20 protein-coding genes are annotated in these 24742 nt (G+C 66.5%); 9 read left to right on the forward strand and 11 right to left on the reverse strand.

Annotation, left to right across the window (positions count from 1 at the left end):
* Positions 1-49: 49 nt before the first annotated feature.
* The 4 genes from APZ15_RS17270 to APZ15_RS17285 form a co-directional block, all read right to left on the reverse strand.
* A complete protein-coding gene (locus APZ15_RS17270) occupies positions 50-736 on the reverse strand; it encodes an ankyrin repeat domain-containing protein (protein ID WP_226127849.1) in 687 nt (228 codons plus the stop codon).
* A 95-nt stretch (positions 737-831) separates the two neighbouring features.
* Entirely contained in the window at positions 832-3831 is a 3000-nt protein-coding gene (locus tag APZ15_RS17275) for a type VI secretion system tip protein TssI/VgrG (RefSeq protein WP_027786768.1), read from the reverse strand.
* Between the two features lie 510 nt (positions 3832-4341).
* A complete protein-coding gene (locus tag APZ15_RS17280; protein ID WP_027786767.1) occupies positions 4342-5679 on the reverse strand; it encodes an ABC transporter ATP-binding protein in 1338 nt (445 codons plus the stop codon).
* A gap of 22 nt (positions 5680-5701) precedes the next feature.
* Positions 5702-7459 carry an ABC transporter permease gene (locus tag APZ15_RS17285; protein ID WP_027786766.1) on the reverse strand — a complete coding sequence of 586 codons (1758 nt, stop codon included), beginning with the start codon at positions 7457-7459 and terminating at the stop codon, positions 5702-5704.
* A gap of 509 nt (positions 7460-7968) precedes the next feature.
* On the opposite strand from APZ15_RS17285, the gene APZ15_RS17290 reads away from it, so the two are divergent.
* Positions 7969-8235, forward strand: a complete 267-nt coding sequence (locus APZ15_RS17290; protein ID WP_027786765.1) for a double-stranded DNA-specific endonuclease — start codon at positions 7969-7971, stop codon at positions 8233-8235.
* A gap of 42 nt (positions 8236-8277) precedes the next feature.
* Here the strand turns inward: APZ15_RS17290 and APZ15_RS17295 are convergent, their stop codons facing one another.
* Complete coding sequence (locus APZ15_RS17295) at positions 8278-9594, reverse strand: ATP-binding protein (protein WP_027786764.1); 1317 nt, start codon at positions 9592-9594, stop codon at positions 8278-8280.
* On the reverse strand, positions 9578-10303 hold the full coding sequence (locus APZ15_RS17300; protein WP_021158495.1) for a response regulator: 726 nt from the start codon (positions 10301-10303) through the stop codon (positions 9578-9580). The genes APZ15_RS17295 and APZ15_RS17300 overlap by 17 nt, the downstream gene beginning before the upstream one ends.
* A 224-nt stretch (positions 10304-10527) precedes the next feature.
* Here APZ15_RS17300 and APZ15_RS17305 point away from each other — a divergent pair, with 224 nt between their 5' ends.
* Positions 10528-11079, forward strand: a complete 552-nt coding sequence (locus APZ15_RS17305; protein ID WP_027786763.1) for a Spy/CpxP family protein refolding chaperone — start codon at positions 10528-10530, stop codon at positions 11077-11079.
* Positions 11080-11152: 73 nt separating this feature from the next.
* On the opposite strand, the gene APZ15_RS17310 is transcribed toward APZ15_RS17305, so the two are convergent.
* A complete protein-coding gene (locus APZ15_RS17310; protein WP_027786762.1) occupies positions 11153-11848 on the reverse strand; it encodes a pirin family protein in 696 nt (231 codons plus the stop codon).
* A 369-nt stretch (positions 11849-12217) separates the two neighbouring features.
* Here APZ15_RS17310 and APZ15_RS17315 point away from each other — a divergent pair, with 369 nt between their 5' ends.
* The 4 genes from APZ15_RS17315 (at position 12218) to APZ15_RS17330 (ending at position 15439) form a co-directional block, all read left to right on the forward strand.
* Positions 12218-13000 (forward strand): ABC transporter substrate-binding protein, encoded by a 783-nt coding sequence (locus tag APZ15_RS17315; protein ID WP_021158492.1) that lies wholly within the window; start codon positions 12218-12220, stop codon positions 12998-13000.
* A gap of 241 nt (positions 13001-13241) precedes the next feature.
* The gene (locus APZ15_RS17320) at positions 13242-13931 is read left to right on the forward strand and encodes an ABC transporter permease (RefSeq protein WP_027786761.1); all 690 of its coding nucleotides are present in this window, start codon (positions 13242-13244) and stop codon (positions 13929-13931) included.
* The gene (locus APZ15_RS17325) at positions 13928-14641 is read left to right on the forward strand and encodes an ABC transporter permease (RefSeq protein ID WP_027786760.1); all 714 of its coding nucleotides are present in this window, start codon (positions 13928-13930) and stop codon (positions 14639-14641) included. The genes APZ15_RS17320 and APZ15_RS17325 overlap by 4 nt, the downstream gene beginning before the upstream one ends.
* A gap of 18 nt (positions 14642-14659) precedes the next feature.
* Positions 14660-15439: an ABC transporter ATP-binding protein gene (locus tag APZ15_RS17330; RefSeq protein WP_027786759.1), complete on the forward strand. Its 780-nt coding sequence runs from the start codon at positions 14660-14662 to the stop codon at positions 15437-15439.
* 76 nt (positions 15440-15515) lie between these two features.
* Here APZ15_RS17330 and APZ15_RS17335 read toward each other — a convergent pair whose 3' ends face one another.
* Positions 15516-16013 (reverse strand): GNAT family N-acetyltransferase, encoded by a 498-nt coding sequence (locus APZ15_RS17335; protein ID WP_021158490.1) that lies wholly within the window; start codon positions 16011-16013, stop codon positions 15516-15518.
* 133 nt (positions 16014-16146) lie between these two features.
* Here APZ15_RS17335 and APZ15_RS17340 point away from each other — a divergent pair, with 133 nt between their 5' ends.
* Both APZ15_RS17340 and APZ15_RS17345 read left to right on the forward strand, forming a co-directional pair.
* Positions 16147-17073 (forward strand): LysR family transcriptional regulator, encoded by a 927-nt coding sequence (locus APZ15_RS17340; RefSeq protein ID WP_027786758.1) that lies wholly within the window; start codon positions 16147-16149, stop codon positions 17071-17073.
* A gap of 563 nt (positions 17074-17636) precedes the next feature.
* A complete protein-coding gene (locus APZ15_RS17345) occupies positions 17637-18716 on the forward strand; it encodes a porin (RefSeq protein ID WP_034195856.1) in 1080 nt (359 codons plus the stop codon).
* A 136-nt stretch (positions 18717-18852) separates the two neighbouring features.
* Here the strand turns inward: APZ15_RS17345 and APZ15_RS17350 are convergent, their stop codons facing one another.
* On the reverse strand, positions 18853-19191 hold the full coding sequence (locus APZ15_RS17350; RefSeq protein WP_006398637.1) for a P-II family nitrogen regulator: 339 nt from the start codon (positions 19189-19191) through the stop codon (positions 18853-18855).
* Between the two features lie 83 nt (positions 19192-19274).
* Positions 19275-20984 carry an NAD+ synthase gene (locus APZ15_RS17355; protein WP_027786756.1) on the reverse strand — a complete coding sequence of 570 codons (1710 nt, stop codon included), beginning with the start codon at positions 20982-20984 and terminating at the stop codon, positions 19275-19277.
* Positions 20985-21095: 111 nt separating this feature from the next.
* On the opposite strand from APZ15_RS17355, the gene APZ15_RS17360 reads away from it, so the two are divergent.
* Entirely contained in the window at positions 21096-22274 is a 1179-nt protein-coding gene (locus tag APZ15_RS17360) for a GNAT family N-acetyltransferase (protein ID WP_027786755.1), read from the forward strand.
* Between the two features lie 85 nt (positions 22275-22359).
* On the opposite strand, the gene APZ15_RS17365 is transcribed toward APZ15_RS17360, so the two are convergent.
* Positions 22360-24618, reverse strand: a complete 2259-nt coding sequence (locus tag APZ15_RS17365; protein ID WP_027786754.1) for a glycoside hydrolase family 3 C-terminal domain-containing protein — start codon at positions 24616-24618, stop codon at positions 22360-22362.
* Between the last annotated feature and the right edge of the window lie 124 nt (positions 24619-24742).

Raw genomic sequence — 24742 nt, forward strand, 5'->3', positions numbered from 1 at the left:
TGTTCGCCCGCGGCACAGCCGCAGCCGGCGCAGCCGTCTGCGGCTTGCGTTACTGCACGCCAGCCGTGACCAAACGCTTGTGAATGGCTTCGATGCGACTCAGCTGCGGCGAGCCTTTCGGCGTCTGCTGCAGTTCGTCGCCGAGGACTTTCGAATAGGCGAGGCCGTTGTCGTTCTTCACCGACGGATCGGCACCATGCGCGAGCAGATAATCGACGACGTCCCACTGCCGCAGGCGCGTCGCTTCGTAGAGCGCGGTTTCCTTCATCGAGTCCCGCAGATTGACGTCGGCCTTGTGTTCGACCAGCACGCGCATTTGCGGCAACAGCGTGTCCTTGCAGGTTGCGAACAGCAGCGGTGTATCGCCGTCGTACTTGAGATCCGGGCTCATGCCGCCGGCCAGCAACGCTTTCAGCAGGTTGGGCGTGTCTGCCCGCGCAGCCAGATATGCCACGTTCGCACCGTTCTCGCCGAACGGCTGTTCGGGCTTCGCGCCGTCCCGAACCAGTTCGCTGATGATCTGGAAGTGCACGTTCGAGGTGTCCGTCTTCACCGGAATCGCCTCCTGCACCGCGAACGACAACAGGGTGGCCTTCTTGTTGCCCGGCGCAGCCAGATCGATATGCGTCGCAAGCGATTTGACCTGCTCGAGATTTCCGTCGCGAATGGCACGCGCCAGCTCGAGTTGCGATCCCGAGAAAAAGTCTTCGGGCGGGTAACGCTTGAAGTCTGCCATTTTTGTTTCCTGTGCATGAGTCGGCCACCAGAACGGCGACGACAAACCGATTACCGCGACAACCGCGCCCGCGGCAATGACCTTGCTGTATTTCATCAATGTCCCTGAAGTTGACTCAGCAACGACGCCTGCTGATCGGCAACGGTCGTTTCCAGTCCGCTCGTCACCTGCCCCATCATGTGGCGCTGAACGGTCGTCAAACTGGAGCCCGGAATGGTGATCTGCTCACCGACGGCCTTGGGCATCAATTCCGACGTCACGTCGCTGATCGGGCCCAGCCTGCCTTCCTGCACCCCGGTCAGGATATCTCCATCGACCCGATAGTTCGTGATGGCCGACGCCTGAGGTGCTGCACCGTACATCGGCAGCGTTTCGGAATTGAGGCCGGCCGCGTTGAACGTCGTCGCGCCCGCGCCGCTGGCCTGGGACGCCGCCGAAGCCAAGCCGCCGCCGAGCGAATGACCGGTGAGATCGAGGCCGCCTGCATTGCCGGAGCCGTAGATCTTCTTGCCGATGGTCACCGCTCGATCGTAGTACGGAGAGTTGTCGCCCAATCCCTGATTAAGGTTGTTCGACCAGTCTTCCTTGACCGTGGGCTGCGTTCCCTTGAAGGCCAGAGCAGGCTTCATGCTGTCGCCGAACACCGCGGGATCGGGCACGTACGCCTGCGCACCGAAGTTGCTGCCGGGAATCTGCAAGTCCTGCGGCCTCAAGCCGAACTTCTTGAGAACTTCCGGATCGTTCGACACGTTCTTCCATCCCGGCGGCGCCGTACCCGGCGCATACACGGCTCCCGCGAGTTTGGCCAACTGCTGCGCCTTGACCGTCGCCTGAAGCTTGCGTGCCGCGGCCTGCACCTTCGGATCGGCCGAGGCGAGACCCGCCGCGATGATCGCCTGCTGATTGGCCCACTCGATCGCCATCGCCTGCTCGGGCGTCACGAACAACCCCTGGTTCAGGTGGATCACCGGGCCATCGAGGAAAATGCCGCTCTGATTAATCAGGATGCTCGATGCGCCGTGGGACAGCTTGATGCTGTCCGGCTTGAGCGTCACGATACTCGCACCGACCCGATGCTCGATCTCGTCCGTCGCCTGATAGCTCTGCTTGCCCGGGCCGGCATCGCCCGCCAACGCCTGCACGCCGACGGTGTTGGCCGTCGTGAAGCGCGCCTTCGCGATCTTTTCCGACAGGCTGCCTTCCGCGACATGCTTGCTCTCGTCGCCTTTCAGCACCGACACGTTCCGAGCGCCGGACTCGACCGTGTGCGATTCGCTGTCCTTGACGATCGTCTTCATGTCCTTCTGCGCATGCAGAAAGACTTCCTGCGCGCCGTTCACATCCGAGAACCGCAGCTCGTTGAAGCCCTCGCCCTTGTGCGTCTGGCTGCGCATCCCCATCGTCTGGCCGCCGCTGCCGTGATACGGGTTGCCCGAATCGCCGTTGAACACACGGCCGACGACGATGGGGTTGTCCGGATCGCCCTGATTGAACGAGACGAGCACCTCCTGGCCGATCCGCGGGATCGCGGAGCCGCCCCAGCCCTTGCCCGCCCATGGTTGCGATACACGCACCCACATCGAATCGGAACCGTCGAGCTTGCCGCGCCGGTCCCACAGGAAATGCAGCTTGACCCGGCTGCCGTCGGTGTGAATTTCCTCGCCCTTCGGCCCGACCACGATCGCCGACTGGGTACCCTGCATGTGCGGCTTGGGCGTACGTCGCTCCGGTCGGAACGGGATGTCGATCGGCAGGCACGTAAACGTGTTGTGGTACGGCAGTTTCGAGGTCTGCTGGGTATAGTCGTTCGCCACCTGGTGACGAACGCGAAGGATTACGAAGTCCTTGTTGTTGTAGGCGGACGTGCCGTGATTGACCAGCGTGAACCGCCCGCTCGTCGTCATCCCGTGCGCATGACCGGCACCGTTGAAACGATGTGCGAGCGCTTCTTCCGCTTCCATCGCGTAGCACGCGTAGCGCTGCCCGTCGTCGCCGTGGTCATACAGCGAATGGAACTGATAACGCTCGGTCGTCTGGATGTTCGGGTGCTTCAGATTGACGGTCGGCACCTCGACATGCATCAGTTGCGACGACGGCTGGTTATAGTTGAAGTCGCGGTACGTGATCTTGCCGACGCGGAAACTAAACGCCTCGTCCCATCGATCGATGCCGTTCTGCTCGCTGGCGGCACTACTGGCTTCGTACGGAATGGTCTTCAGGTTCGGAATCGGCTGGAACACCGCGTTGGTGTCGCCGATCACGAGGATGTGCTTGTCCTGTTCGTAGCGGATCGTCCAGATCAGCCCTTCCTGCTCCATCAGGCGCGAGCAGAAACTGTAGTACGACTCGTCGTACATGACGATGTATTCGAGTTTCGGACGTTCGCCCTGCATCGTGAACTCGAAATCCGAAAAACCCATCTCGCGGAAAATGTCGCTCAGGATGTCCTGCGGCGTCTGGTTCTGGAAGATCCGGCAATCGGTGGAGCGCGTGAGAAACCAGAACCACGGAACGACCGACATTTCGTAGCGGGTCACCGAACCCGATTTTCCGACGCGGCCGAACGACGCAACGTAACCGTCGAAATATCGTTTCGTCTCAATATCCGCAGCCGACGTCACGACGCGCGTCAGACTGAAATTGCGGCTCTGCGGCTCGAGCGTGATCTTGACCCGCTGCCCGACGATTTCCTGCGGTTCGATATTGTTGCGGTGGGAAAGCAGGTCGAGATGTGTTTCAGTCAGCTGATTGACGTGCTCGTCGATGACCGCCGCGCTGACCAGCAGCACGTCCGGGCCGAGCGGCGTTTCGATCGTGATGAAGCGATTGTCCTGGGTCAGGCGCGGAAGCGCGCCCGTGAGGCTGTTGATGGCCTCGACGATCGATTCGGGAGCCTTGCCCATCAGCGACAAGCCAGTTTGCGCCAGTTGCACCGCGCTCGCGGCACCGCCCAGCAGCCCCGCGCCAGGCATACCCGTCAGCGCGCCCAGTTGGCCCGCCATGCCGGCAAGCGAACCCAGGTTGCTCAAACCGCCGGCCAAGGCTGCACCGCCCCCGCCCATCCCGTCAGGGTTTCCGTTTGCTGCGAAACTCATCATTAACCTCGTTCTTTTTGTCGGGCGGACCCGCCGCGATCTGGACGCTATCGCACCAACAAGGCGCTCTCAGCCGCCTTGGTGGCGCCAAATATATCAAACCGTAGGGAAATTCATAACCACTTGTCAGGATTTAATGTTCAGTGCAGAAAGCAGCCCGATCGATCAGCAGATCAATCCCTAATATCTATTGCCGATCGACGAGCGTGATCGCGCGTCGAAGCACACCGCACCGACGCGGCAGGCATTCAATACGTGGTGAAGTGGAGAACGGTGTCCGAGGTGAACGAAGCGTTGTCGCCGAAGAGTGAAACTGGACGCGGCATCGTCGCCGAACACCATTCGCAGCGCTTCCGGCAGGCGCACGATCCGACAATCAAGTATCCATGGCCGGGCGCCCGTTGCGAACGCCGGGGTCGGGCCGCAGCCCTTGGCCCGCGACGGCCGCATCAGGCCGCTGGGAGCATCCGGGCGATTCCGGCCGGATGCGCAGGAATCGTCCCGCCGGCTTCAGGTCTCGACGTCCTCGAGACTGAAAATCTCCGTCTGGTCGTTGTACGAGAAGATCTCGCCGTAACGCCCCCAGTCGATCACCGCGTCGAGCGTCTCCTCGGCGGCACCGTCCGACAGGAAATCCTCCAGCTCCTGCTCGAAGCGCACGCGCGGCGCGCGATGGCCCGGACGCTCGTTCAGCACCTTCTTGATCCGCGCGGCCAGCGGCACGTGCTTCAACAGGTGATCCGCGAACATCAGCTTGCGCTCCTGCGTGCCGAATTCCGCGAACACGCGCCCCGGCGGCGTCAGGAACACGTCCCCTTCCCGCACGTCCGCGAAGCCGAGGTATTGCAGCACTTCGGCGATCGGGAACAGGTCGTCGACCTCGAGATGCAGCGTGCGCGCAATTTCCGGCATGTCCGCGCGACCGTGGTACGGCGCCATCGCGAGCGTCTCGATCAGGCCGGCCATCAGGTTGGTCGACACCTGCGGCAGCCAGCTGCCGAGCTCCAGCCCCTTCTTCGTCGCCTCGCCGGTCTGGCGGGCCGTCATCTTCGCGTAGATGTCGTCGACCAGCTTGCGGAACGCCGGGTCGAGCCGGTTGCGCGGATGCTTGAACGGCACCTTGATCTCGGCGATCACGCGGCCCGGGTTCGACGACAGCACGAGGATCCGGTCACACATGAACACCGCTTCCTCGATGTTGTGCGTAACGATCAGCACCGACTTGATCGGCATGCGGCCTTGCGTCCACAGGTCGAGCAGGTCGGTACGCAGCGTCTCGGCGGTCAGCACGTCGAGCGCGGAGAACGGTTCGTCCATCAGCAGGATCGTCGGATCGACGACCAGCGCGCGCGCAAAGCCCACGCGCTGGCGCATGCCGCCCGACAGCTCGCGCGGGTACGCGTTCTCGAAACCGTCGAGACCGATCAGGTCGATCGCGGCAAGCGCACGCTCGCGCCGCTCGCGCGCGCCGACGCCGAGCGCTTCCAGCCCGGCTTCCACGTTCTGCAGCACGGTGAGCCACGGGAACAGCGCGAAGGTCTGGAACACCATCGCGACGCCTTCGGCCGGGCCGCGCAGCGGCTTGCCGAGGTAGGTCACCTCGCCGCCGGTCGGCTCGATCAGCCCGGCGATGATGCGCAGCAGCGTCGACTTGCCCGAGCCGGAACGGCCGAGCAGGCCGACGATCTCGCCTTCGCGCAGCGACAGGTTCGCATCGTCGAGCACGAGCAGCTCGCCCTGCGTCTTGTTGAAGCCGCGACAGACGTGGTCGACGCGCAGGATTTCCTCACCGAGGCGCGGCGGCTGGTTCGTCTGGACGGGGGCGTTTACAGCATTCGGATTGTGCATCGCGTTTCGCTCTCAATCGGTCTCAGTCGAGCCGCAGCTTCGCTTCGGCGAAGGCATACAGCGGACGCCACAGCAGGCGGTTGAACAGGGTAACGAACAGGGACATCACGGCGATGCCCAGGATGATCTTCGGAAAGTCGCCGGCGGCGGTGGTCTGCGCGATATAGGCACCGAGGCCGTGCGCCTCGATCCTGGTATTGCCCCACTGCACGGCTTCCGACACGATGCTCGCGTTCCACGCGCCGCCCGATGCGGTGATCGCGCCGGTCACGTAGTACGGGAAGATGCCGGGCAGGATCGCCTGCCGCCACCACTGCCAGCCGCGGATGCGGAAGTTCGTCGCCGCTTCGCGATAGTCGTTCGGGTAGGACGTCGCACCGGCGATCACGTTGAACAGGATATACCACTGCGTGCCGAGCACGATCAGCGGCGACAGCCAGATATCGGCGTTCAGGTGGAAGCGCGCGATCACGATCACGAACACCGGGAACAGCAGGTTCGCCGGGAACGCGGCGAGGAACTGCGCGAGCGGCTGCAGCTTCTCGGCGAGCCGCGGGCGCAACCCGATCCACACGCCGATCGGCACCCAGATGACCGATGCGATCGCGATCAGCACGACCACGCGCAGCAGCGTGATGAGCCCGAGCATGACCACATGGCCGACCTCGGCCATCGTCACGCCGGTCGACACGAAGCTGACGACGCGCCACACGATATAGGCCGTGCCGAGCAGCACGAGCGCGGCCCATGCGATGTCGACCGTGCGCGACGCCTTCTTCTCGACTTTCGGCAGCGTGAAGCGCATCGCGCCCGACAGCGGCAGGCGCAGCGGAATCCGCGCGGCCTTCGCGAAGAACCAGCCGGCCGGCACGAGCAGCTGATGAATCAGGCGCGTGCGGCGGACGAGGTCGAGCAGCCAGGATTGCGGCGCGTCGCCCGACGCGGTGTTCTCCATCCGGAACTTGTCGGCCCACGCGATCAGCGGGCGGAACAGGAACTGGTCGTACGCGAGGATCACGACGGTCATCGTGAGGATCACCCAGCCGATCGCGCCGAAGTTCTTGTCGGAGATCGCCTGCGCGAGATACGCGCCGATGCCCGGCAGCGTGATGGTCTGGTTGCCGACGGTGATCGCCTCCGACGCGACGACGAAGAACCAGCCGCCCGACATCGACATCATCATGTTCCAGATCAGGCCGGGCATCGAGAACGGCACTTCGAGCTTCCAGAAGCGTTGCCAGGACGTCAGGTGGAAGCCTCGCGACACTTCGTCGAGGTCGCGCGGCACCGTGCGCAGCGACTGGTAGAAGCTGAACGTCATGTTCCACGCCTGGCTCGTGAAGATCGCGAAGATCGCCGCGAGCTCGGCGCCGAGCACGCGGCTCGGGAACAGCGCGAGGAAGAACGTGACGGTGAACGAGATGAAGCCGAGCACCGGCACCGACTGCAGGATGTCGAGGATCGGGATCAGCACCATGCCGGCACGACGGCTCTTGGCCGCGAGCGTGCCGTAGACGAGCGTGAACGCGAGCGACGCGACCATCGCGGCGAGCATCCGCAGCGTGGTGCGCAGCGCGTATTCGGGCAGGTTCGACGGGTCGAGCGAGATCTTCTGCGTCTGCAGGGTGCCGATCGGCGCCATCGTTTCGTGGAAACCGACGACCGCCATCGCGATCAGGCAGATGATCAGCGGAAACGCGATGAAATCCCACCGGTTCGGCAGAACACGCCATGCGGACGCGTTGGCGGTCCGGTTCGGATTGAAGAATCCGACGTTCATCAGGCGCCCTCCCCGGTAAGGCCGAACGAAGCCGGCAGTCGATGTTGATTCATGGCAAAGCGCACGGGTGCGGTAATTCGATTGACTGACGATCGCGCGCGAGCGCGGTGCGCCGTGCGTGCACGCGCTGCCGCGCGCCGGACGTGCCGGCCCGCGACGGCACGACACTACACCAACCTGTATTTCAGGTACAACCGTCCGGGAACGGCGCAGGCGGCGCACGGATCGTGCCTGGCGCGCGGGCGAATGACGGGTGCGCGGTACAAGCAGCCCGGCCGCACTCCTTCGGCCGGCACGCAGGCCCGAATTATGCCGTGATCCGGCCCGGCCGGGAACCCGCCCGCCGCACGCACGCGCAAACCATGTCGGGCGTCATCAGCCCGATACGACTAAGCGGGTATGATCGGGGCTGGCCCCTGGGGTCGGTTGCGGCCGTACCGATGGCAACGCATGCGCGTTCCCGGTGTCCGCAGGCCCTGGGGATCGATCGACGAGCGGGAGGAAAGGGAATGGCAGGAAACTTGGTGATCGTCTGCCGCGATCAGGATGCCGACGCGTTCTACGAATTGATGCAGGAATACGGGTCGTTCCAGACGCGGCTGTCGTCGACGGCATGGTACCTCAACATGAACGTCGTGCCTGAATCGCTGCAGGAAGAAATCCTGGAGCGCCTCGGCCGGTATACGACCGTCTACATCTTCGAGGCCACCAGCGTGACCTACAACACCATCGACAGCAACGCGGCCGAGACGCTCGGCACGCTGTTCGGCGAATGATGCCACGCGGCGCCAGCCCGGCCGGGCCGGCGCCGCAGCCGCTCATGCGGCCTGTGCGTGGGGTTCTTCCTTCGGCACGGCCTCGAACGGGAACGTCATCGCGACACGCAGGCCGCCTTCGGGGCGGTTGCCGATGTCGCACGCCCCGCCCAGCCTGAGTACGAGCCGCTCGACGATCGCGAGCCCGAGCCCGCTGTGGCCGTTCCCGCCGCGTGCGGGATCGAGCCGCACGAACGGCCGCGTCGCCGCCGCGAGATCGCGCGGGGCGATCCCGCCGCCGCTGTCGCTGACCGACAGCACATAGCCGGCCGGCGTGCGTGCCGTCTCGACGAGCACGGGCGGCGCACCGTACGCATGCGCGTTGTCCAGCAGGTTCGACAGGATCCGGTCGAGCGTCGCCGTCGGCAGGCGGAAGCCCGGATCGGCGTCGAGCCGGGTCTGGACCGTCGGCGCGTTCGGCGCGACCGCGCGATAGCTGCGTGCGATCCGCTCGCACGCCTGATCGACCGGCACCGGCTCGCTGCGATCGGACCCGCCGTGGGCAAACACCAGAAACTGGTCGACGATGTGCGACATCGAATCGACGTCGCGCACGACGCCATCGCGCAGCCGGACGTCGTCCATCATTTCCGCTCGCAGCCGCATCCGCGCAAGCGGCGTGCGCAGGTCGTGCGCCACGCCCGCCAGCATCACCGCACGGTCGCTCTCGGCCTGCGACACCTGTTCCACCATCTGGTTGAAGCCGTGCGTGAGCTGGCGCAGCTCGCGCGGGCCGCGCTCGCGCAACGGCGGCACCGGCTGGCCGCGGCCGAAGCGTGCGACCGCGCGCGCAAGCGAACGCAACGGCTGCTGCAGCTGCCAGGCCGCGAACAGTGCGGCAATCACGCCGGCCGAGAAGATCGTGCCGAGCCACAGCAGCATCCGGTCGAGCGAGCGCGGCGGCCGCAGCGGCTGCACCGGCACCACGATCCAGTTGCGGTCGGTCGGCTCCTTCACCCACAGCACCGGCGGATGGCCGGGTGCGCCGAGCTCGACGCGCGTGCCGGGCGGCATCCGCTCGCTCACGTCGTCGCGGAACCGCCTGAGCGCCGCCGGCAGGCTCGACGGATCGCCGTTCGGCACGTCGGCGCTGTCCGGCGCCACGAGCCGCACACGCGACGGCAACGGCTGGTCGGGCGTGCGCTCGACGTGCTGGCGCACCGCGTCGACCAGGAACGCGGCCTCTTCGACCGCGTAGCGCGTCTGCATCTGGCTGCGCTCGAGCCGCATCGCGAAAAACCACGCGAAGTGCGACAGGAGCAGGACACCCACGACGAGCAGCGCCAGCCGCCCGAACAGTGAATCAATGGGTTTGCGCATGGGCCTCGCCGTCGGGCACGAACACGTAGCCGCGCCCGCGCACCGTCTGGATGAAGCGCGGCGTCGACGGATCCGTTTCGAGAATGCGGCGCAGGCGCCACACCTGGACGTCGATGCCGCGGTCGGTGCCGTCGTACTCGGGCCCGTGCAGCAGCTCGAGCAGCCGCTCGCGCGTGAGCGTGCGCAGCGCATGGTTCACGAAAATCTTCAGCAGCGCGAATTCGCTGCTCGACAGCGTGGCCGGCTTGCCGTCGACCGACAGCGTACGCGCCTGGAAGTCGAGCACGAAGCGGCCGAATCCGAACGGCTCGCGCTGCTCGGGCGCCGCCGCCGACGGCGTCGCGCGGCGGCGGCGCAGCACGGCCTGCACGCGCGCGAGCAGCTCGCGCGGGTTGAACGGCTTGCCGAGGTAATCGTCCGCGCCGAGCTCGAGCCCGACGATGCGGTCGACGTCGTCCGCCCGCGCGGTCAGCATGATCACGGGGATGTCGTCGCCGGCCGCGCGCAACTGGCGCAGCGCGGTCAGGCCGTCGACGCCCGGCATCATCAGGTCCAGCACGATCAGGTCGGGCCGCTCGCGCTCGAGGCGTTTCTCGAGCGTCGCCGCGTCGTGCAGCACGGACACTTCCATCCCCTGGCGCACGAGATAGTCGCGCAGCAGGTCTCGGAGTTCTTGGTCGTCGTCGACGATGAGGATCTGGGTAGTCATGGCTCGAAGTTTACCGCGCGAGGGCGGAGTCGAAGAACGAAACAAAGGGACGAAAGGGTTACTGCGGGTTACCGCGCAAGGGAACTGTAATGCGCGGTAACCCGGCCACCGCGCCACGTAACATCGGCCGGGGCCTGCCTCGCTAACCTGCGTCTTACCGGATGCGGTACACGGCTTTCCCGGCACCGCATCGCCGGACCCTTTGGATACAAGGAGTTTCTGAAATGTATAAGAAGACTTCCCGCGTGGCCATCGCGGCCGCCACCGTGCTCGCTCTCGCATTCGGCACCGCGCACGCCGCGCAACCCGGCGACATGCCGCCTCCGGGCGGCCCCGGCGCCCACCAGATGCACGGCGGGCACGACGGCGGCCCGTTCGGCGTGATCATGAAACTGCACGACCAGCTGAAGCTCAACGCATCGCAGGAACAGCAGTGGCAGGCCGCCGTCAACACGATGAAGCAGAACCATGACGCGATGCGCAAGAGCCACGAGCAGATGCGCGAGCAGTTCAAGGCGCAGCAGAACCAGCCGATCCTCGATCTCAGCGCGATGCACGCCGCGCGCCAGCAGGCCGAGCAGCAGAACGCGCAACTGCGCGAGCAGACGTCCGCCGCGTGGCTCGCGTTCTACAACGGCCTGAACGACCAGCAGAAGACCACGGTCAGCACGGCGCTCAAGCAGCAGTTCGCGAAGATGGAACAGCGCCACGAGAAGATGAAGGAGCGCTGGCAGCAGCATCGCGCGGCCAAGGCCGCGTCGGCACCGGCGCAGTAAGCCGGCGGGGCCGCTCCGCGGAGCGGCATCCTCGAAGGGGACGCGGGCACCGCCCTGCGTCCCCTTTTGCGTTTCAGGCGACGTCGAACAGCAGCACCTCGGCCGCCCGGCCGCGTGCGAACGCCACCGCGTCCACGCCGCCGATCCGCGCGCCGTCACCCGCGGCCAGCGCGCGGCCGTTCACCGCGACGTCGCCGCGCACCACGTGCACATAGGCGCGGCGCCCGGCCGGCAGGTCGAACGCCGCCGCCTCGTCGCCGTCGATCAGTCCCGCAAAGATGCGTGCGTCCGCGCCCAACGGCAGCGCGCCGCCGCCGCCGTCCGGCGCCGCGACGAGCCGCAGCCGCCCGCGCTTCTCGCCGTCGGCAAAGCGCGTCTGCGCGTAGCCGGGCCGGCCGCCCGCCCCGGCCGGCGCGAGCCAGATCCGCAGCAGGCGCAGCGGCTGGTCGCACGACGCGTTGGCTTCGCTGAGCATGACGCCGGTGCCGGCGCTCAAGCGCTGCACGCCGCCCGCACGCACGATTGCCCCGTTGCCGAGGCTGTCGCGGTGCGCGAGCGCGCCGTCGAGCACGTAGGTGACGATTTCCGCATCCCGGTACGGCCGCATCCCGTAGCCGCGGGTCGGCGCGATGCATTCCTCGTTCAGTTCGCGCAACGCGCCGAAGACCGGCGGCCCGCTCCGGCCGGACGCGCAAGGAAAGCTGTGAAGGAATTCGTGCCAGCCATGGCTGCGCTGGTCGCGATCGGCGGCGCGGCGGATCTGGAACATGGGACGGACACTCCGTGAGAGGCGCTGTTCTGGTATGCCGTCACTGTATGAGTGTGCCAATCGCGCCACAATCCACCGCTCGCGCACTGCATCGTTGCATCTGCGGATGCAATTGACCCAATGCCCGCTGCGAATGCGACGATTATCGCAACAGCCGGATCAATGCCTCGAAGAATCGATCGGTCGGCCCGGATTGCCGGTTTCCGGGTATCGCGTTCGGGTAAAATACCGCCCTTTTGGCGTTCGCCGTTCCGGCGGCCGCCATCGCCAGAGCGCCGATCGGCGAATTTTGGCCGTCTAGAATACGCCGCGGCGCCCGGTCCGACCGGCCGCGAGCGCCCCCGGAAAGTCAGCAACAGAAGGATCGAAATGAAGAAGGCCGCCCTGTGCGCCGCCCTCGCCCTCGTGGCGGGCAGCGCCTTCGCGAAGGAGTGGAAGACCGTGCGGATCGGCGTCGACGCCAGCTACCCGCCGTTCGAGTCGACCGCGCCGAGCGGCGAGATCGTCGGGTTCGACGTCGATCTCACCAAGGAAATCTGCAAGCGGATCAACGTGAAATGCGTGTGGGTGGCGCAGGATCTCGACGGGATCATCCCGGCGCTGAAGGCGAAGAAGTACGACGTCATCGTGTCGTCGCTGACCGTCACGGACAAGCGCCGCGAACAGATCGACTTCTCCGACAAGGTATACGACGCGCCGGCGCGGATGATCGCGAAGGCCGGTTCGCCGCTGCTGCCGACGATCGCCTCGCTGAAGGGCAAGCGCGTGGGCGTCGAGCAGGGCTCGACGCAGGAAACCTACGCGAAGGCGTACTGGGAGCCGCAGGGCGTGACGATCATTCCTTACCAGAACCAGGACCAGGTCTATGCCGATCTCGGCTCGGGCCGCCTCGACGCGACGCTGCAGGACGAGCTGCAAGCCGACTACGGCTTCCTGCGCACGCCGCGCGGCAAGGGCTTCGCGTTCGCCGGGCCGGAAGTGAAGGATCCGAAAACGATCGGCGACGGCACCGCGATCGGCCTGCGCAAGGAAGATACGGACCTGAAGCTCAAGATCAACAAGGCGCTGGCCGACATGCACAAGGACGGCACGTACGACCGGCTGTCGCACAAGTATTTCGCGTTCAGCGTCTATTCGGCTTCGGCCCGCTGAGCGTCGAAAAGAAGAGGCAACGGATGCGGGGGCGGCCCCGTGTCCGGGCAGTACAGGCAGTCGACCACGCGCCGCCCGCCCCCTCGCCCGCCGCTCGCGCGACGGGCTGGCCCGGCACCGATGCCGGGGCGGACGGTCATGATACGCACGGGGCGTTCCGCGCAGCTTGGCGGGCGCGTCTTTCGCGGCGCACCGCGTGCGCCCTACGGGACCCCACTAGGGACCACACCAGGGACCACATATGTTTCTACAAGGTTACGGCCCGCTGATCCTCGCGGGCACCTGGCAAACCGTCAAACTGGCGGTGCTTTCGCTTGCGCTGTCGTTCCTGCTGGGGCTGCTCGGCGCGGGCGCGAAGCTGTCGCGCAACCGCTTCACGAACGGCGTCGGCACCGTCTACACCACGCTGATCCGCGGCGTGCCCGACCTCGTGCTGATGCTGCTGCTGTTCTACAGCCTGCAGATCTGGCTGAACATGGCGACCGACGCGCTCGGCTGGGACCAGATCGACATCGACCCGTTCCTCGCCGGCGTACTCGTGCTCGGCTTCATCTACGGCGCGTACTTCACCGAGACCTTCCGCGGTGCGTTCCTGTCGGTGCCGCGCGGCCAGCTCGAGGCCGGCAGCGCGTACGGGATGACCAGCTGGCAGGTGTTCACGCGGATCATGTTCCCGCAGATGATGCGCTTCGCGCTGCCGGGCATCGGCAACAACTGGCAGGTGCTCGTGAAGTCGACCGCGCTCGTGTCGATCATCGGCCTGGCCGATGTCGTGAAGGCGTCGCAGGACGCCGGCAAGGGCACGCTGCGGTTCTTCTTCTTCACGCTGATCGCGGGTGCCGTCTACCTCGCGATCACGACGATCTCGAACTTCGTGCTGATGTGGCTCGAAAAGCGCTACTCGACCGGCGTCCGCAAGGCTGACCTATGATCGACCTCATCCAAGAATACTGGCGCAACTACCTCTACACCGACGGCTACCGCATCACCGGCGTCGCGATCACGCTGTGGCTGCTGGTCGTGTCGATCGGCCTCGGCTTCTGCCTGTCGGTGCCGCTCGCCGTCGCGCGCGTGTCGAAGAAGAAGTGGCTGTCGGGCGCCGTATGGCTCTACACGTACGTGTTCCGCGGCACGCCGCTCTACGTGCAGCTGCTGCTCTGCTACACGGGCCTCTACAGCCTGCAGGCCGTGCGCGGCACGCCGATGCTCGACGCGTTCTTCCGCGACGGGATGCACTGCACGCTGCTCGCGTTCACGCTGAACACCTGCGCGTACACCACCGAGATCTTCGCGGGCGCGATCAAGGCGACGTCGTACGGCGAGATCGAAGCCGCGCGTGCCTACGGGATGTCCACGTTCACGATGTATCGCCGCGTGATCCTGCCGTCGGCACTGCGCCGTGCGCTGCCGCTGTACAGCAACGAAGTGATCCTGATGCTGCACGCGACCACCGTCGCCTTCACCGCGACCGTGCCGGACATCCTGAAGATCGCCCGCGACGTGAACTCGGCGACCTACATGTCGTTCCATGCGTTCGGCATCGCCGCCCTGCTCTACCTCGTGATCTCGTTCACGCTCGTGTGGCTGTTCCGCCAGGCCGAGCGTCGCTGGCTCGCGTATCTGCGCCCGCAAGGCAAGTAAGTTTTCGCAGGACTATTGATGAATTCCCAGACTCAGAAGCTTTTCGTCGACGATCTGCACAAGCGATACGGCGACAACGAAGTGCTCAAGGGCGTGTCGCTGAAGGCGAACTCGGGCGACGTGATCAGCGTGATCGGCTCGTCCGGCTCCGGCAAGAGCACGATGCTCCGCTGCATCAACTTCCTCGAGCAGCCGAATGCGGGCCGAATCTTCGTCGACGGCGAGGAAGTGCGCACCGCGCTCGACAAGACGGGCGCGCTGCGCGCGGCCGATACGAAGCAGCTGCAGCGCGTGCGCACCAAGCTGTCGATGGTGTTCCAGCACTTCAACCTCTGGTCGCACATGAACGTGATCGAGAACGTGATGGAAGCGCCCGTGAACGTGCTCGGCATCCCGAAGAAGGAAGCCGAGGAACGTGCGCGCGCGTATCTCGAGAAAGTCGGCCTCGCGCCGCGCGTCGAGAAGCAGTATCCGTCACACCTGTCGGGCGGCCAGCAGCAGCGTGTCGCGATTGCGCGCGCGCTGGCGATGCATCCGGACGTGATGCTGTTCGACGAACCGACGTCGGCCCTCGACCCGGAACTGGTGGGTGAAGTGCTGAAGGTGATGCAGAAGCTCGCCGAGGAAGGCCGCACGATGATCGTCGTCACGCACGAGATGGGCTTCGCGCGCAACGTGTCGAACCACGTGATGTTCCTGCACCAGGGCCGCGTCGAGGAAGAAGGCGTGCCGTCCGAGGTGTTTGCGAACCCGAAGAGCGAACGCCTGCGCGGGTTCCTGTCCGGCAGCCTCAAGTAACGCGCACGAAACGCACGACGTTCGAACGGGCGCCTCGCGGCGCCCGTTTTGCGTTTACGTGGCATTTAGGTGGCGTTCATGCGGCGCTCACCGGCGCGCTGTCGGCAAACGCGCGCAGTTCGTCGCCCGCGAGCCGGTAACGCACCCATTCGCTCTGCGGCGCCGCGCCGACGCTCTCGTAGAAGCGGATCGCCGGCTCGTTCCAGTCGAGCACGCTCCACTCGAAACGCCCGCAACCCGACTCGACCGCGATCCGCGCGAGCGCCTTCAGCAGCCGCAGCCCGGCGCCCGCGCCGCGAAAACGCGGCGACACGTACAGGTCCTCGAGATACAGCCCCTGCCGGGCGAGCCACGTCGAATACGAGAAGAAATACACGGCGAAGCCGGCCGGCTCGCCGTCGACCTCGCAGATCAGCGCGCGCGCCGGCGATCCGTCGCCGAACAGGCTGCGCTCGAGCGACGCGGGCGTCGCGACCACTTCGTGCTCCGCCTTCTCGTAGACGGCCAGTTCGGTAATGAAACGCAGGATCTGCGGCACGTCGGCGACGGTGGCGGAACGAATGTCGATTTGCACGGGATGAGCCCTCCTCCGGCCCGGACTTGAAACGGAAAGCGGCGCCGCGCAGCCGCGCTGGCGCCAATCAGATCGTCATGCTACGTTCACGCGGCGCCTGCAGGAAGTGCAGGTTTTTCATCGTGACCTGAACATGATGCATCCCGATCTGCGCCGTCTCGACCTGAACCTGCTGCTCGTGTTCGACGCGCTGTACCGCCACCGGTCCGTCGCCGCGGCCGCGCACGAGCTTGCATTGAGCCCGTCCGCGCTGAGCCACGCGCTCGCGCGGCTGCGCGACGCGATCGGCGATGCCCTGTTCGTGCGCCTCGGCAACGAGATGCAGCCGACCGTGCGCGCCGACGACATCGCCACCTGGGCCGGCGACGCGCTCGACGCGATGTCGAAGGGGCTTGCCCGCGCGCGCCGCTTCGATCCCGCGCAAAGCGACCGCACGTTCGTGTTCGCGGCGACCGACTACACGGCATTCGCCGTGCTGCCGGCGTTTCTCGCGCGCATCCAGCAGGTCGCGCCGCGGTTGCGGATCCGCGTCGTGCATTCCGACCGGAAGATTTCCGTCGACGAACTCGCGGCCGGCCGCATCGATTTCGCGCTCGGCTACCACGAGGAATCGGCGGCCGACGCGCCGGGCATCGAGGACTTCGACTGGTTCTCCGACGACTACGTCGTCATCGCGAGCGCCGCGCATCCGGACGTCCGCCGGCGGCTCACGCTCGACCAGTACTTGGCGGCACGCCACGTGGTCGTCACGCCGTGGAACGAGTCGCGCGGCGTCGTCGACCACGTGCTCGACCGGCTCGGCCTCGCACGGCAAGTCGCCGTGCAGTTGCCGACCGTGCTGGCCGCGCCGTTCGTGATTGCGGAATCCGCGCTGCTGATGACCGTGCCGAACCGCGCCGCGCAGGCGCTGCGGCACGCGGCGCCGATCCGCATCTTTCCGGCGCCGTTCGAGATCCCGCGCTACACCGTGAAGGTCTACTCGCACGCGAAGCACGCGCGCACCGATGCGCATCGCTGGATTCGCACGCAGTTGCTCGAAGCGAGGCCGGAGCCTGCCTGACCGGAGCGCGCCGGCGCACCGCGTCGCGCGTTGCCGTGCCAGCGCGACAGGCACGGGCCGGCGACGTCCGGTGCCCGCCCAATCATTACGAAATACTTACCAATTCCTCTTGTATGGCGCTTACGCCCGCGCCCCCTGCAACGTCAATAGTGGCAATCCTTGATCCATGTTTGCGAAAGCCGTGTCTCCCTTGTGGGACAAGGGTTTTCCGTTAATTGCAAACCCTCGGCGCACCTGTTGCCCACCGTGTTGCATGGCAATTTGGCGACAGGTGTTAGTCAAACAACGATTTCCATCGCCACAAAATTGTATTTTTGCTAAATTAGTAACCAAAGTAGCAAAACGAAGTTCGTGAAATGTAGTTTAGCTTCACGACACTACAAGGAGACCCCGCAGGCCGACCCGGCTGCGCGGGACCGCTCAACGGTTTTCCGTCCGCTTGCCCGCGTGCTGCGCTTACCGGCCCTGCACGAGGTCTCCCTGGTTATCCCGCTTTTGCCCGGCGCTCGCGCTCCGGGCATCTCGTGCAGTCTGGGTTGACTTTTTGACAGGGTATGGAGGAGATGATGAAGAAAGCTTTGGTCGCGGCCGCGCTGATGGCTGCTGGGGTGGTGACGGCGCACGCGCAGAGCAGCGTCACGCTGTATGGTCGCCTGGATGCCGGCCTCGAGTACCTGAACGGCCTGCAAAACGGCCACCAGGTGCGCGCGGAAAGCGGCGACTGGGGCACCAGCCTGTGGGGCTTGAAGGGCACCGAAGACATCGGCGGCGGCAACAAGATCCTGTTCCACCTCGAAGGTGCGTTCAACACGATGACGGGCGGCTTCAGCGGCTCGATCTGGGATCGTTATGCGACGGTCGGTATCTCGAACGACCGCTACGGTACGCTGCTGCTGGGTCGTGAACTCGCGATCGCCAACGGCGTGTGGGACTTCGACCCGTTCGGCCAGTCGGCCTGGTCGACGGCCTCGCTGGTGCGCGGCCGCAACTGGAACAAGACCAGCAACAACGTGTCGTACCAGTCGCCGCAGTTCTACGGCCTCGACTTCTACGGCCAGTTCTCGTTCTCCAACTCGACCAGCTTCAACGGCAACACGACGGCCGGCCAACCGGGCCGTGCAGCCGGCGCACAGGTCACCTATACGAATTCGCTGTTCCAGTTGCGCGGCATCTACGACGAAACGCGCGACAGCAACGGCCGCTTCTCGGACGTGTTCAACTACTCGCGTGAATACTTCGCGGGCGTGAACGTGTTCCTCGGCCAGTTCAAGGTTCAGGCCGCTTACCAGGCCTCGCGCGCGGACGGCAGCGGCGGCCCGGCAGTGAACGCCGGCGTGACGGGCACCCAGCAGGTCTGGGGCGGCGTAACGTGGCAGGCAACGCCGGCAGCGGCGCTGATCGCGGCCGTGTATCACGTGAACGCGAACCACGGCGGCGGCAACGCGAACATCTACACCGTCGGCGGCTCGTACAACATCTCGAAGCGCACGCTGTTCGACCTGCAGGTCGCGACGGTGCGCAACAGCAAGAACGCCAACTTCGGCCTGAACGCGAACGGCGCCGGTACGGCCGTGTCGACGGGCAACCCGAATCCGGGCGGCAGCCAGACCGGCGTCTACGCCGGCATCCAGCACCTGTTCTGATCAGGCGCCGTCAAAGAACGATTCGGCAACACTTTCCACGCTGCTGCGAGAGGCGCGTATCGGTGCGGTACCCAACCGGGTATCGCACCGTTTTTTATTGGCGGGGCCTGAAACGGCCCGCTGACGAATACGGCGCTCAGACGGCCGCTTCGTTCTCTTCGCCGGTGCGGATGCGGATCACGCGCTCGACATCCGACACGAAGATCTTGCCGTCGCCGATCTTGCCGGTGCGCGCCGCGCCGATCACCGCGTCGATCACCTGGTCGACCTGCGCTTCCGCGACGACGACCTCGATCTTCATCTTCGGCAGGAAGTCGACGACGTATTCGGCGCCGCGATACAGCTCGGTATGCCCCTTCTGGCGGCCGAAGCCCTTCACTTCCGTCACGGTCAGGCCCGTGAGACCCACTTCGGCGAGCGCTTCGCGGACTTCGTCCAGCTTGAACGGCTTGATGATGGCAGTGATGCGTTTCATGGTGGTTGTCCCCCAATGCTCGTTTGGATGAAAAATCGCGACCCCGATTGTAAGCCTGCGAGCCGCATGCGGCCCAGCACGGCTCAGTCGAGGCGTTCGGTAAAACGTGACGTGATCGGGTAGCGCCAGTCGCGCCCGAATGCGCGATGCGTGACGCGAATGCCGATCGGCGCCTGGCGGCGCTTGTATTCGTTGATCTTGATGAGCCGCGTCACGCGTTCGACGTCCGCCTGCGCATAACCGGCCGCGACGATCTCGGCGAGCGGCCGATCCTCTTCCATGTACATCCGCATGATCGCGTCGAGTACGTCATACGGCGGCAGGCTGTCCTGGTCGGTCTGGTTCTCGCGCAGCTCGGCCGACGGCGCTCGCGTGAGGATCCGCTCGGGGATCACGTCGCGCAGGGCATAGTCGGCCGTTGCGTTGCGATAGCGGCAGAGCCGGTACACGAGCGTCTTCGCGATGTCCTTGATCACCGCGAAGCCGCCGGCCATGTCGCCGTACAGCGTGCAGTAGCCGACCGCCATCTCGCTCTTGTTGCCGGTCGTCAGCACGATCGAGCCGAACTTGTTCGACAGCGCCATCAGCAGCGTGCCGCGGATGCGCGCCTGGATGTTCTCTTCCGTCGCGTCTTCCGCGCGGCCCGCGAACTCGCCCGCGAGCGATGCGCGGAATGCGTCGAACATCGGCGCGATCGCGATCTCGTCGTAGCGCACGCCGACGCGCCGCGCCATGTCCGCCGCGTCGGTGGTCGAGATGTCGGCCGTGAAGCGCGACGGCATCATCACCGCGCGCACGCGCCCGGGCCCGAGCGCATCGCATGCGACCGCGAGCACCAGCGCCGAATCGACACCGCCCGACAGCCCGATCAGCACGCCCGGAAAGCCGTTCTTGCCGATGTAGTCGCGCACGCCGGTCACGAGCGCGCGGTACACCTGCGCGTCGGTCGACAGCTCGGGCGCGATCGCACCGGGCAGCGGCCGCGCGCCGTCGAATTCGACGATCGCGTGCCCTTCGTCGAACTGCGGCATCCTCGCGACGAGCGCGCCCTGCGCGTCGAGCACGAACGAGCCGCCGTCGAATACGAGTTCGTCCTGGCCGCCGACGAGGTTCACGTACACCATCGGCAGCCCGGTTTCGCGAATCCGCGCGCGCAGGATGTCGACGCGCACCGCTTCCTTGTTCATGTGGTACGGCGAGCCGTTCGGGATCAGCAGCACCTGCGCGCCGGCCGCCTTCGCGATCTGCGCGGCCGATGCATGCCACGCATCCTCGCAGATGATCACGCCGTACTTCACGCCGTTCAGCTCGAACACGAGCGGCTCGGCGTCCGTCGCGAAGTAGCGCTTCTCGTCGAACACCTCGGTGTTGGGCAGGTCCTGCTTGCGGTAGGTGCCGACGATCTCGCCGCCGACGATCAGCGATACCGCGTTGTAGGTATCGGTGGGCGGCACGCCGCGCTCGATCGGGCGGTTTGCATTACCATCGACGGCTGGCGCATGCGGATCGCCGCCCGGCGCGCCGCGCAACGGATGGCCGACCAGCACCGCGAGCCCGTCGAACGCCTTCAAGGCGCCGGCGAGCGCGTCGAGCGCGGCCGCCGCCGCCGCGTAGAACGCCGGCCGCAGCAGCAGGTCTTCCGGCGGATAGCCGGACAGCGCAAGTTCGGGTGCGATCATCAGCTGCGCACCATCGTTGTGCGCGGCGCGCGCGGCCGCGACGATCCGCGCGACGTTGCCGGCGAAATCGCCAACGGTGACGTTGATCTGGGCGAGAGCGAGTCGGGTCTTCATGGCGGGATTGGCGCAGCCCGGCGGCGCGCCCTGAACGGCTGACGAAATCGTCCCGGTGCGGGCCCGCGCAGGCCCTCGCATCCGGCGACACAGAACGGTACGGATTCACGCTTGAAACACGAACGCATCGATTATCGCACGGGCATCCTGTCGTCCCCCGCGGAGGTGCCGGCCGACGAATGGAACGCGCTGCTCGCCCGCGACGCGCAGCCGACGCCCTTCCTGCGCCACGAATTCCTCGACGCGCTGCACGTCGCGCGCTGCGCGGTCGACGATACCGGCTGGTCGCCGCATTTCGTCACGCTGACCGACGAGCGCACCGGCCGCCTCGCGGCCGCCGCCCCCGTCTACGCGAAGCAGCATTCGTACGGCGAATACGTGTTCGACTGGGCCTGGGCCGACGCGTACCAGCGCAACGACCTGCCCTACTACCCGAAGCTGCTGTGCGCGGTGCCGTTCACGCCCGTGCAGGGCACGCGCCTGCTCGCGGCCGACGACGATGCGCGCCGCCGGCTCGCGGCCACGCTGCTCGCATTCGCCGAGCAGAGCGACGTGTCGTCGCTGCACGTGCTGTTCCCGACCGGCGACGAAGCGGCGCTCCTCGAATCGATGGGCATGATGCTGCGCGAAGGCGTGCAGTTCCACTGGATCAACGACGGCTACCGCCACTTCGACGATTTCCTCGGCACGCTCGAGCAGAAGAAGCGCAAGAACATCCGCGCGGAGCGGCGCAAGGTGCACGAGGCGGGCGTGACGTTCCGGCGGCTGACCGGCGACCGGATCACCGACGCCGACTGGCGCTTCTTCTCGCGCTGCTACCGGCAGACCTATCGCGAACACTATTCGAGCCCGTACCTGAACCTCGACTTCTTCCGCACGATCGGTGCGACGATGCCCGAGAACCTGCTGCTCGTGATCGCGGAAGCCGGCGGCCAGCCGATCGCGAGCGCACTCGCCGTCTACCGGCGCGGCGAGAACGGCGGCGGCACGCTGTACGGCCGCTACTGGGGAGCGGTCGAGCACGTGCCGTGCCTGCATTTCGAAACGGCCTACTACCAGCTGCTCGAATTCTGCATCGAGGCCGGGCTCGACACGTTCGAAGGCGGCGCGCAGGGCGAACACAAGCTCGCACGCGGCTTCCTGCCGACCGTCACGCACTCCGCGCACTGGCTCGCGCACCCGGCATTCTCCGACGCCGTCGCGCGCTTTCTCGAACGCGAGACCGAGCATATCCACGCGTACGTCGACGAATTGCGCGAACACGATCCGTTCCGGCGCGGCGCCGGGTAACGACTGCGCGCCGGAACGTGCCGGTACGTACCGGAATGCGGCGAGACCACGACCGGCCTCGCCGCGTGCCGCGCGGCCGCCCGGCTCAGTGCGCGGCGAGCGTCACCGTCGTCGACTGCGCCTGCGGGTCACGCGACGAAGCCGCCGCCGACAGCCCGTAGCTGCCCGCGGCGATCCGCCACGCATGCGCATTCGCATCCCACACCGCGAAGCGCTGAGCCGGGACCGCAACGCTGACGGTACGCGCCTCGCCCGGCTGCAGCGCGACCTTGGTCCAGCCGACGAGGCGCTTCGGCGGTTCGCCGAGCGACGCGGGCAGTGCCGCGTAGATCTGCACCGTCTGCGCGCCGGCCCGCGCGCCGGTGTTCGTCACCGTCACGCCGACCGTCACGTTGCCTGCCGCATCGGCCCGCGCAGACATCGCCGACAACGCATACGTCGTGTACGACAGCCCGTAGCCGAACGGGAACAGCGGCTCGATCGCCTTCGCGTCGAACCAGCGATAGCCGTACGCGAGCCCTTCCGTGTAGACGGTCTGCGTGCGCGACGGATCGATCGCCGGCTGCGGCAGGTCGGCCTCCTGCTTCGGGAACGTCAGCGGCAGCCGGCCCGACGGGTTCGCATCGCCGAACAGCAGATCGGCGATCGCCTGGCCGCCCTGCGCGCCGGGATACCACGCTTCGAGCACGCCATGCACGTTCGCGAGCCACGGCATCAGCACGGGGCTGCCGTTCTCGAGCACGACGATCACGCGCTTCGCCTTCGCCGCGACCGCCGCGATCAGCGCGTTCTGGTCGTATTGCTGGTTGTACGGATCAGCCTTCGCATCGGGCAGCGACAGGCTCGCGAGGTCGAGCCCTTCCGTCTGCCACTGCGTCGCGAACACGATCGCGACATCGGCCTGCGCGGCCGCGCTCGCCGCGGCATTCGCGTCGGTTCCGTCGAGGTAGCTGACCGCCGCGTTCGGCGCCTTCGCGCGAATCGCCGCGAGCGGCGCGGACTTGTACCACGTCGCACAGCCGCCGAACAGCGTGTCGGCGGGTTGCTGGCAAGTCATCACCGCATTGCCGTCGATCGCCGGCACCGCGCCCGAGCCGCCGCCCGACAGCACGCCCGCGTCCGCATGCCCGCCGATCACGACGACCGACTTCAGCGCGCCGGCCGCCAGCGGCAGCACGGGCTGCGCATCGCCGGGCGCGGCCGCGTTCTTCAGCAGCACCGCGGATTGCCGCGCGATCGCGAGCGCATCGGCGTTGCCGGCCGCTTCGTCGATCGCGCCGCCCGGCTTCGGCGGTGCGTCCATCACGCCGATGCGGATCAGCGTGCGCAGCTTGCGCTGCACCATGTCGTTCAGCCGCGCGGCCGACACGCTGCCGGCCTGCAGCGCCGCACGCAGCTTCGTGTTGAAGAACGAGCCGAGCGGCGCGTTGTTGTCGTCCGCCGCGCCCGGCTCCTCCTCGTCGAGCCCCGCCTGCACGGCCGCGACTGTCGAATGCGTCGCGCCCCAGTCGGACTGCACGACGCCCTTGAAGCCCCATTCGTTCTTCAGCACCGTGGTCAGCAGATACGGGTTCTCGCACGCGTACACGCCGTTCAGCTTGTTGTACGAGCACATCACGTTGCCCGGCTGGCCATCCTTCACGCCGATCTCGAACGCGAGCAGTTCGGCCTCGCGCATGGTCCGCTCGTCGACGACCGAATCGATCGTCATCCGGTTGCTTTCCTGGTCGTTGAACGCGAAATGCTTGATCGTCGCGATCACCTTCTGCGCCTGCGTCGCCTGCGTGCGCGCGGCACTCAGCGTACCCGCGAGCACCGGATCCTCGCCCATGTATTCGAACGTGCGGCCGTTGCGCGGCTCGCGCGCGAGGTTCACGCCGCCGCCGAGCCCTTCCGCAAACCCGAGCGCACGCAGTTCGAGCGCGATGCGCGTGCCGTAGGTGCCGGCGAGCGCCGGGTCCCACGTTGCCGCGAGCGCGACCGGTGCGGGCAGCGCGGTCACGCGCGCGTTCTTCACGTTCACGCCGCCCGCCGAATCGGCGCTGCTGACGGCCGGAATGCCGAGCCGCGGCACGCCCGGGATGTAGCTCGCGCCATTGAGTGCGTCGGCCGGGAACGGGCCGCCCAGGTCGAGCGCCGGCAGGCCCGTGCCGTGCACGAGCTGCAGTTTCTCGTCGGTCGTCAGTTGCGCGACGAGCGCGGCCGCGCGCTGGTCGGCCGCGGCATCGGGGTCGGGCGGCGCGGCCGGACCCGCGTGGATGTCGTCGCCGCCGCACGACGCGAGCAGCACCGTGAGCGCGCACGCGGACGCAATCGTCGAACACCGGAACAGCGAAGTTTTCATTGATCCTCCTGAATCGTTCTGTTGTACTTGTCGCCACACTCCAGCGTCCGAGTCTAAAAATTGACCGGTCACCACGCTTGACCGGCAGGAGCATGCGTTGACCTCTCGCAGCGGGGACAAACCC

The sequence above is a fragment of the Burkholderia cepacia ATCC 25416 genome (assembly GCF_001411495.1).
GTDB lineage: Bacteria > Pseudomonadota > Gammaproteobacteria > Burkholderiales > Burkholderiaceae > Burkholderia > Burkholderia cepacia.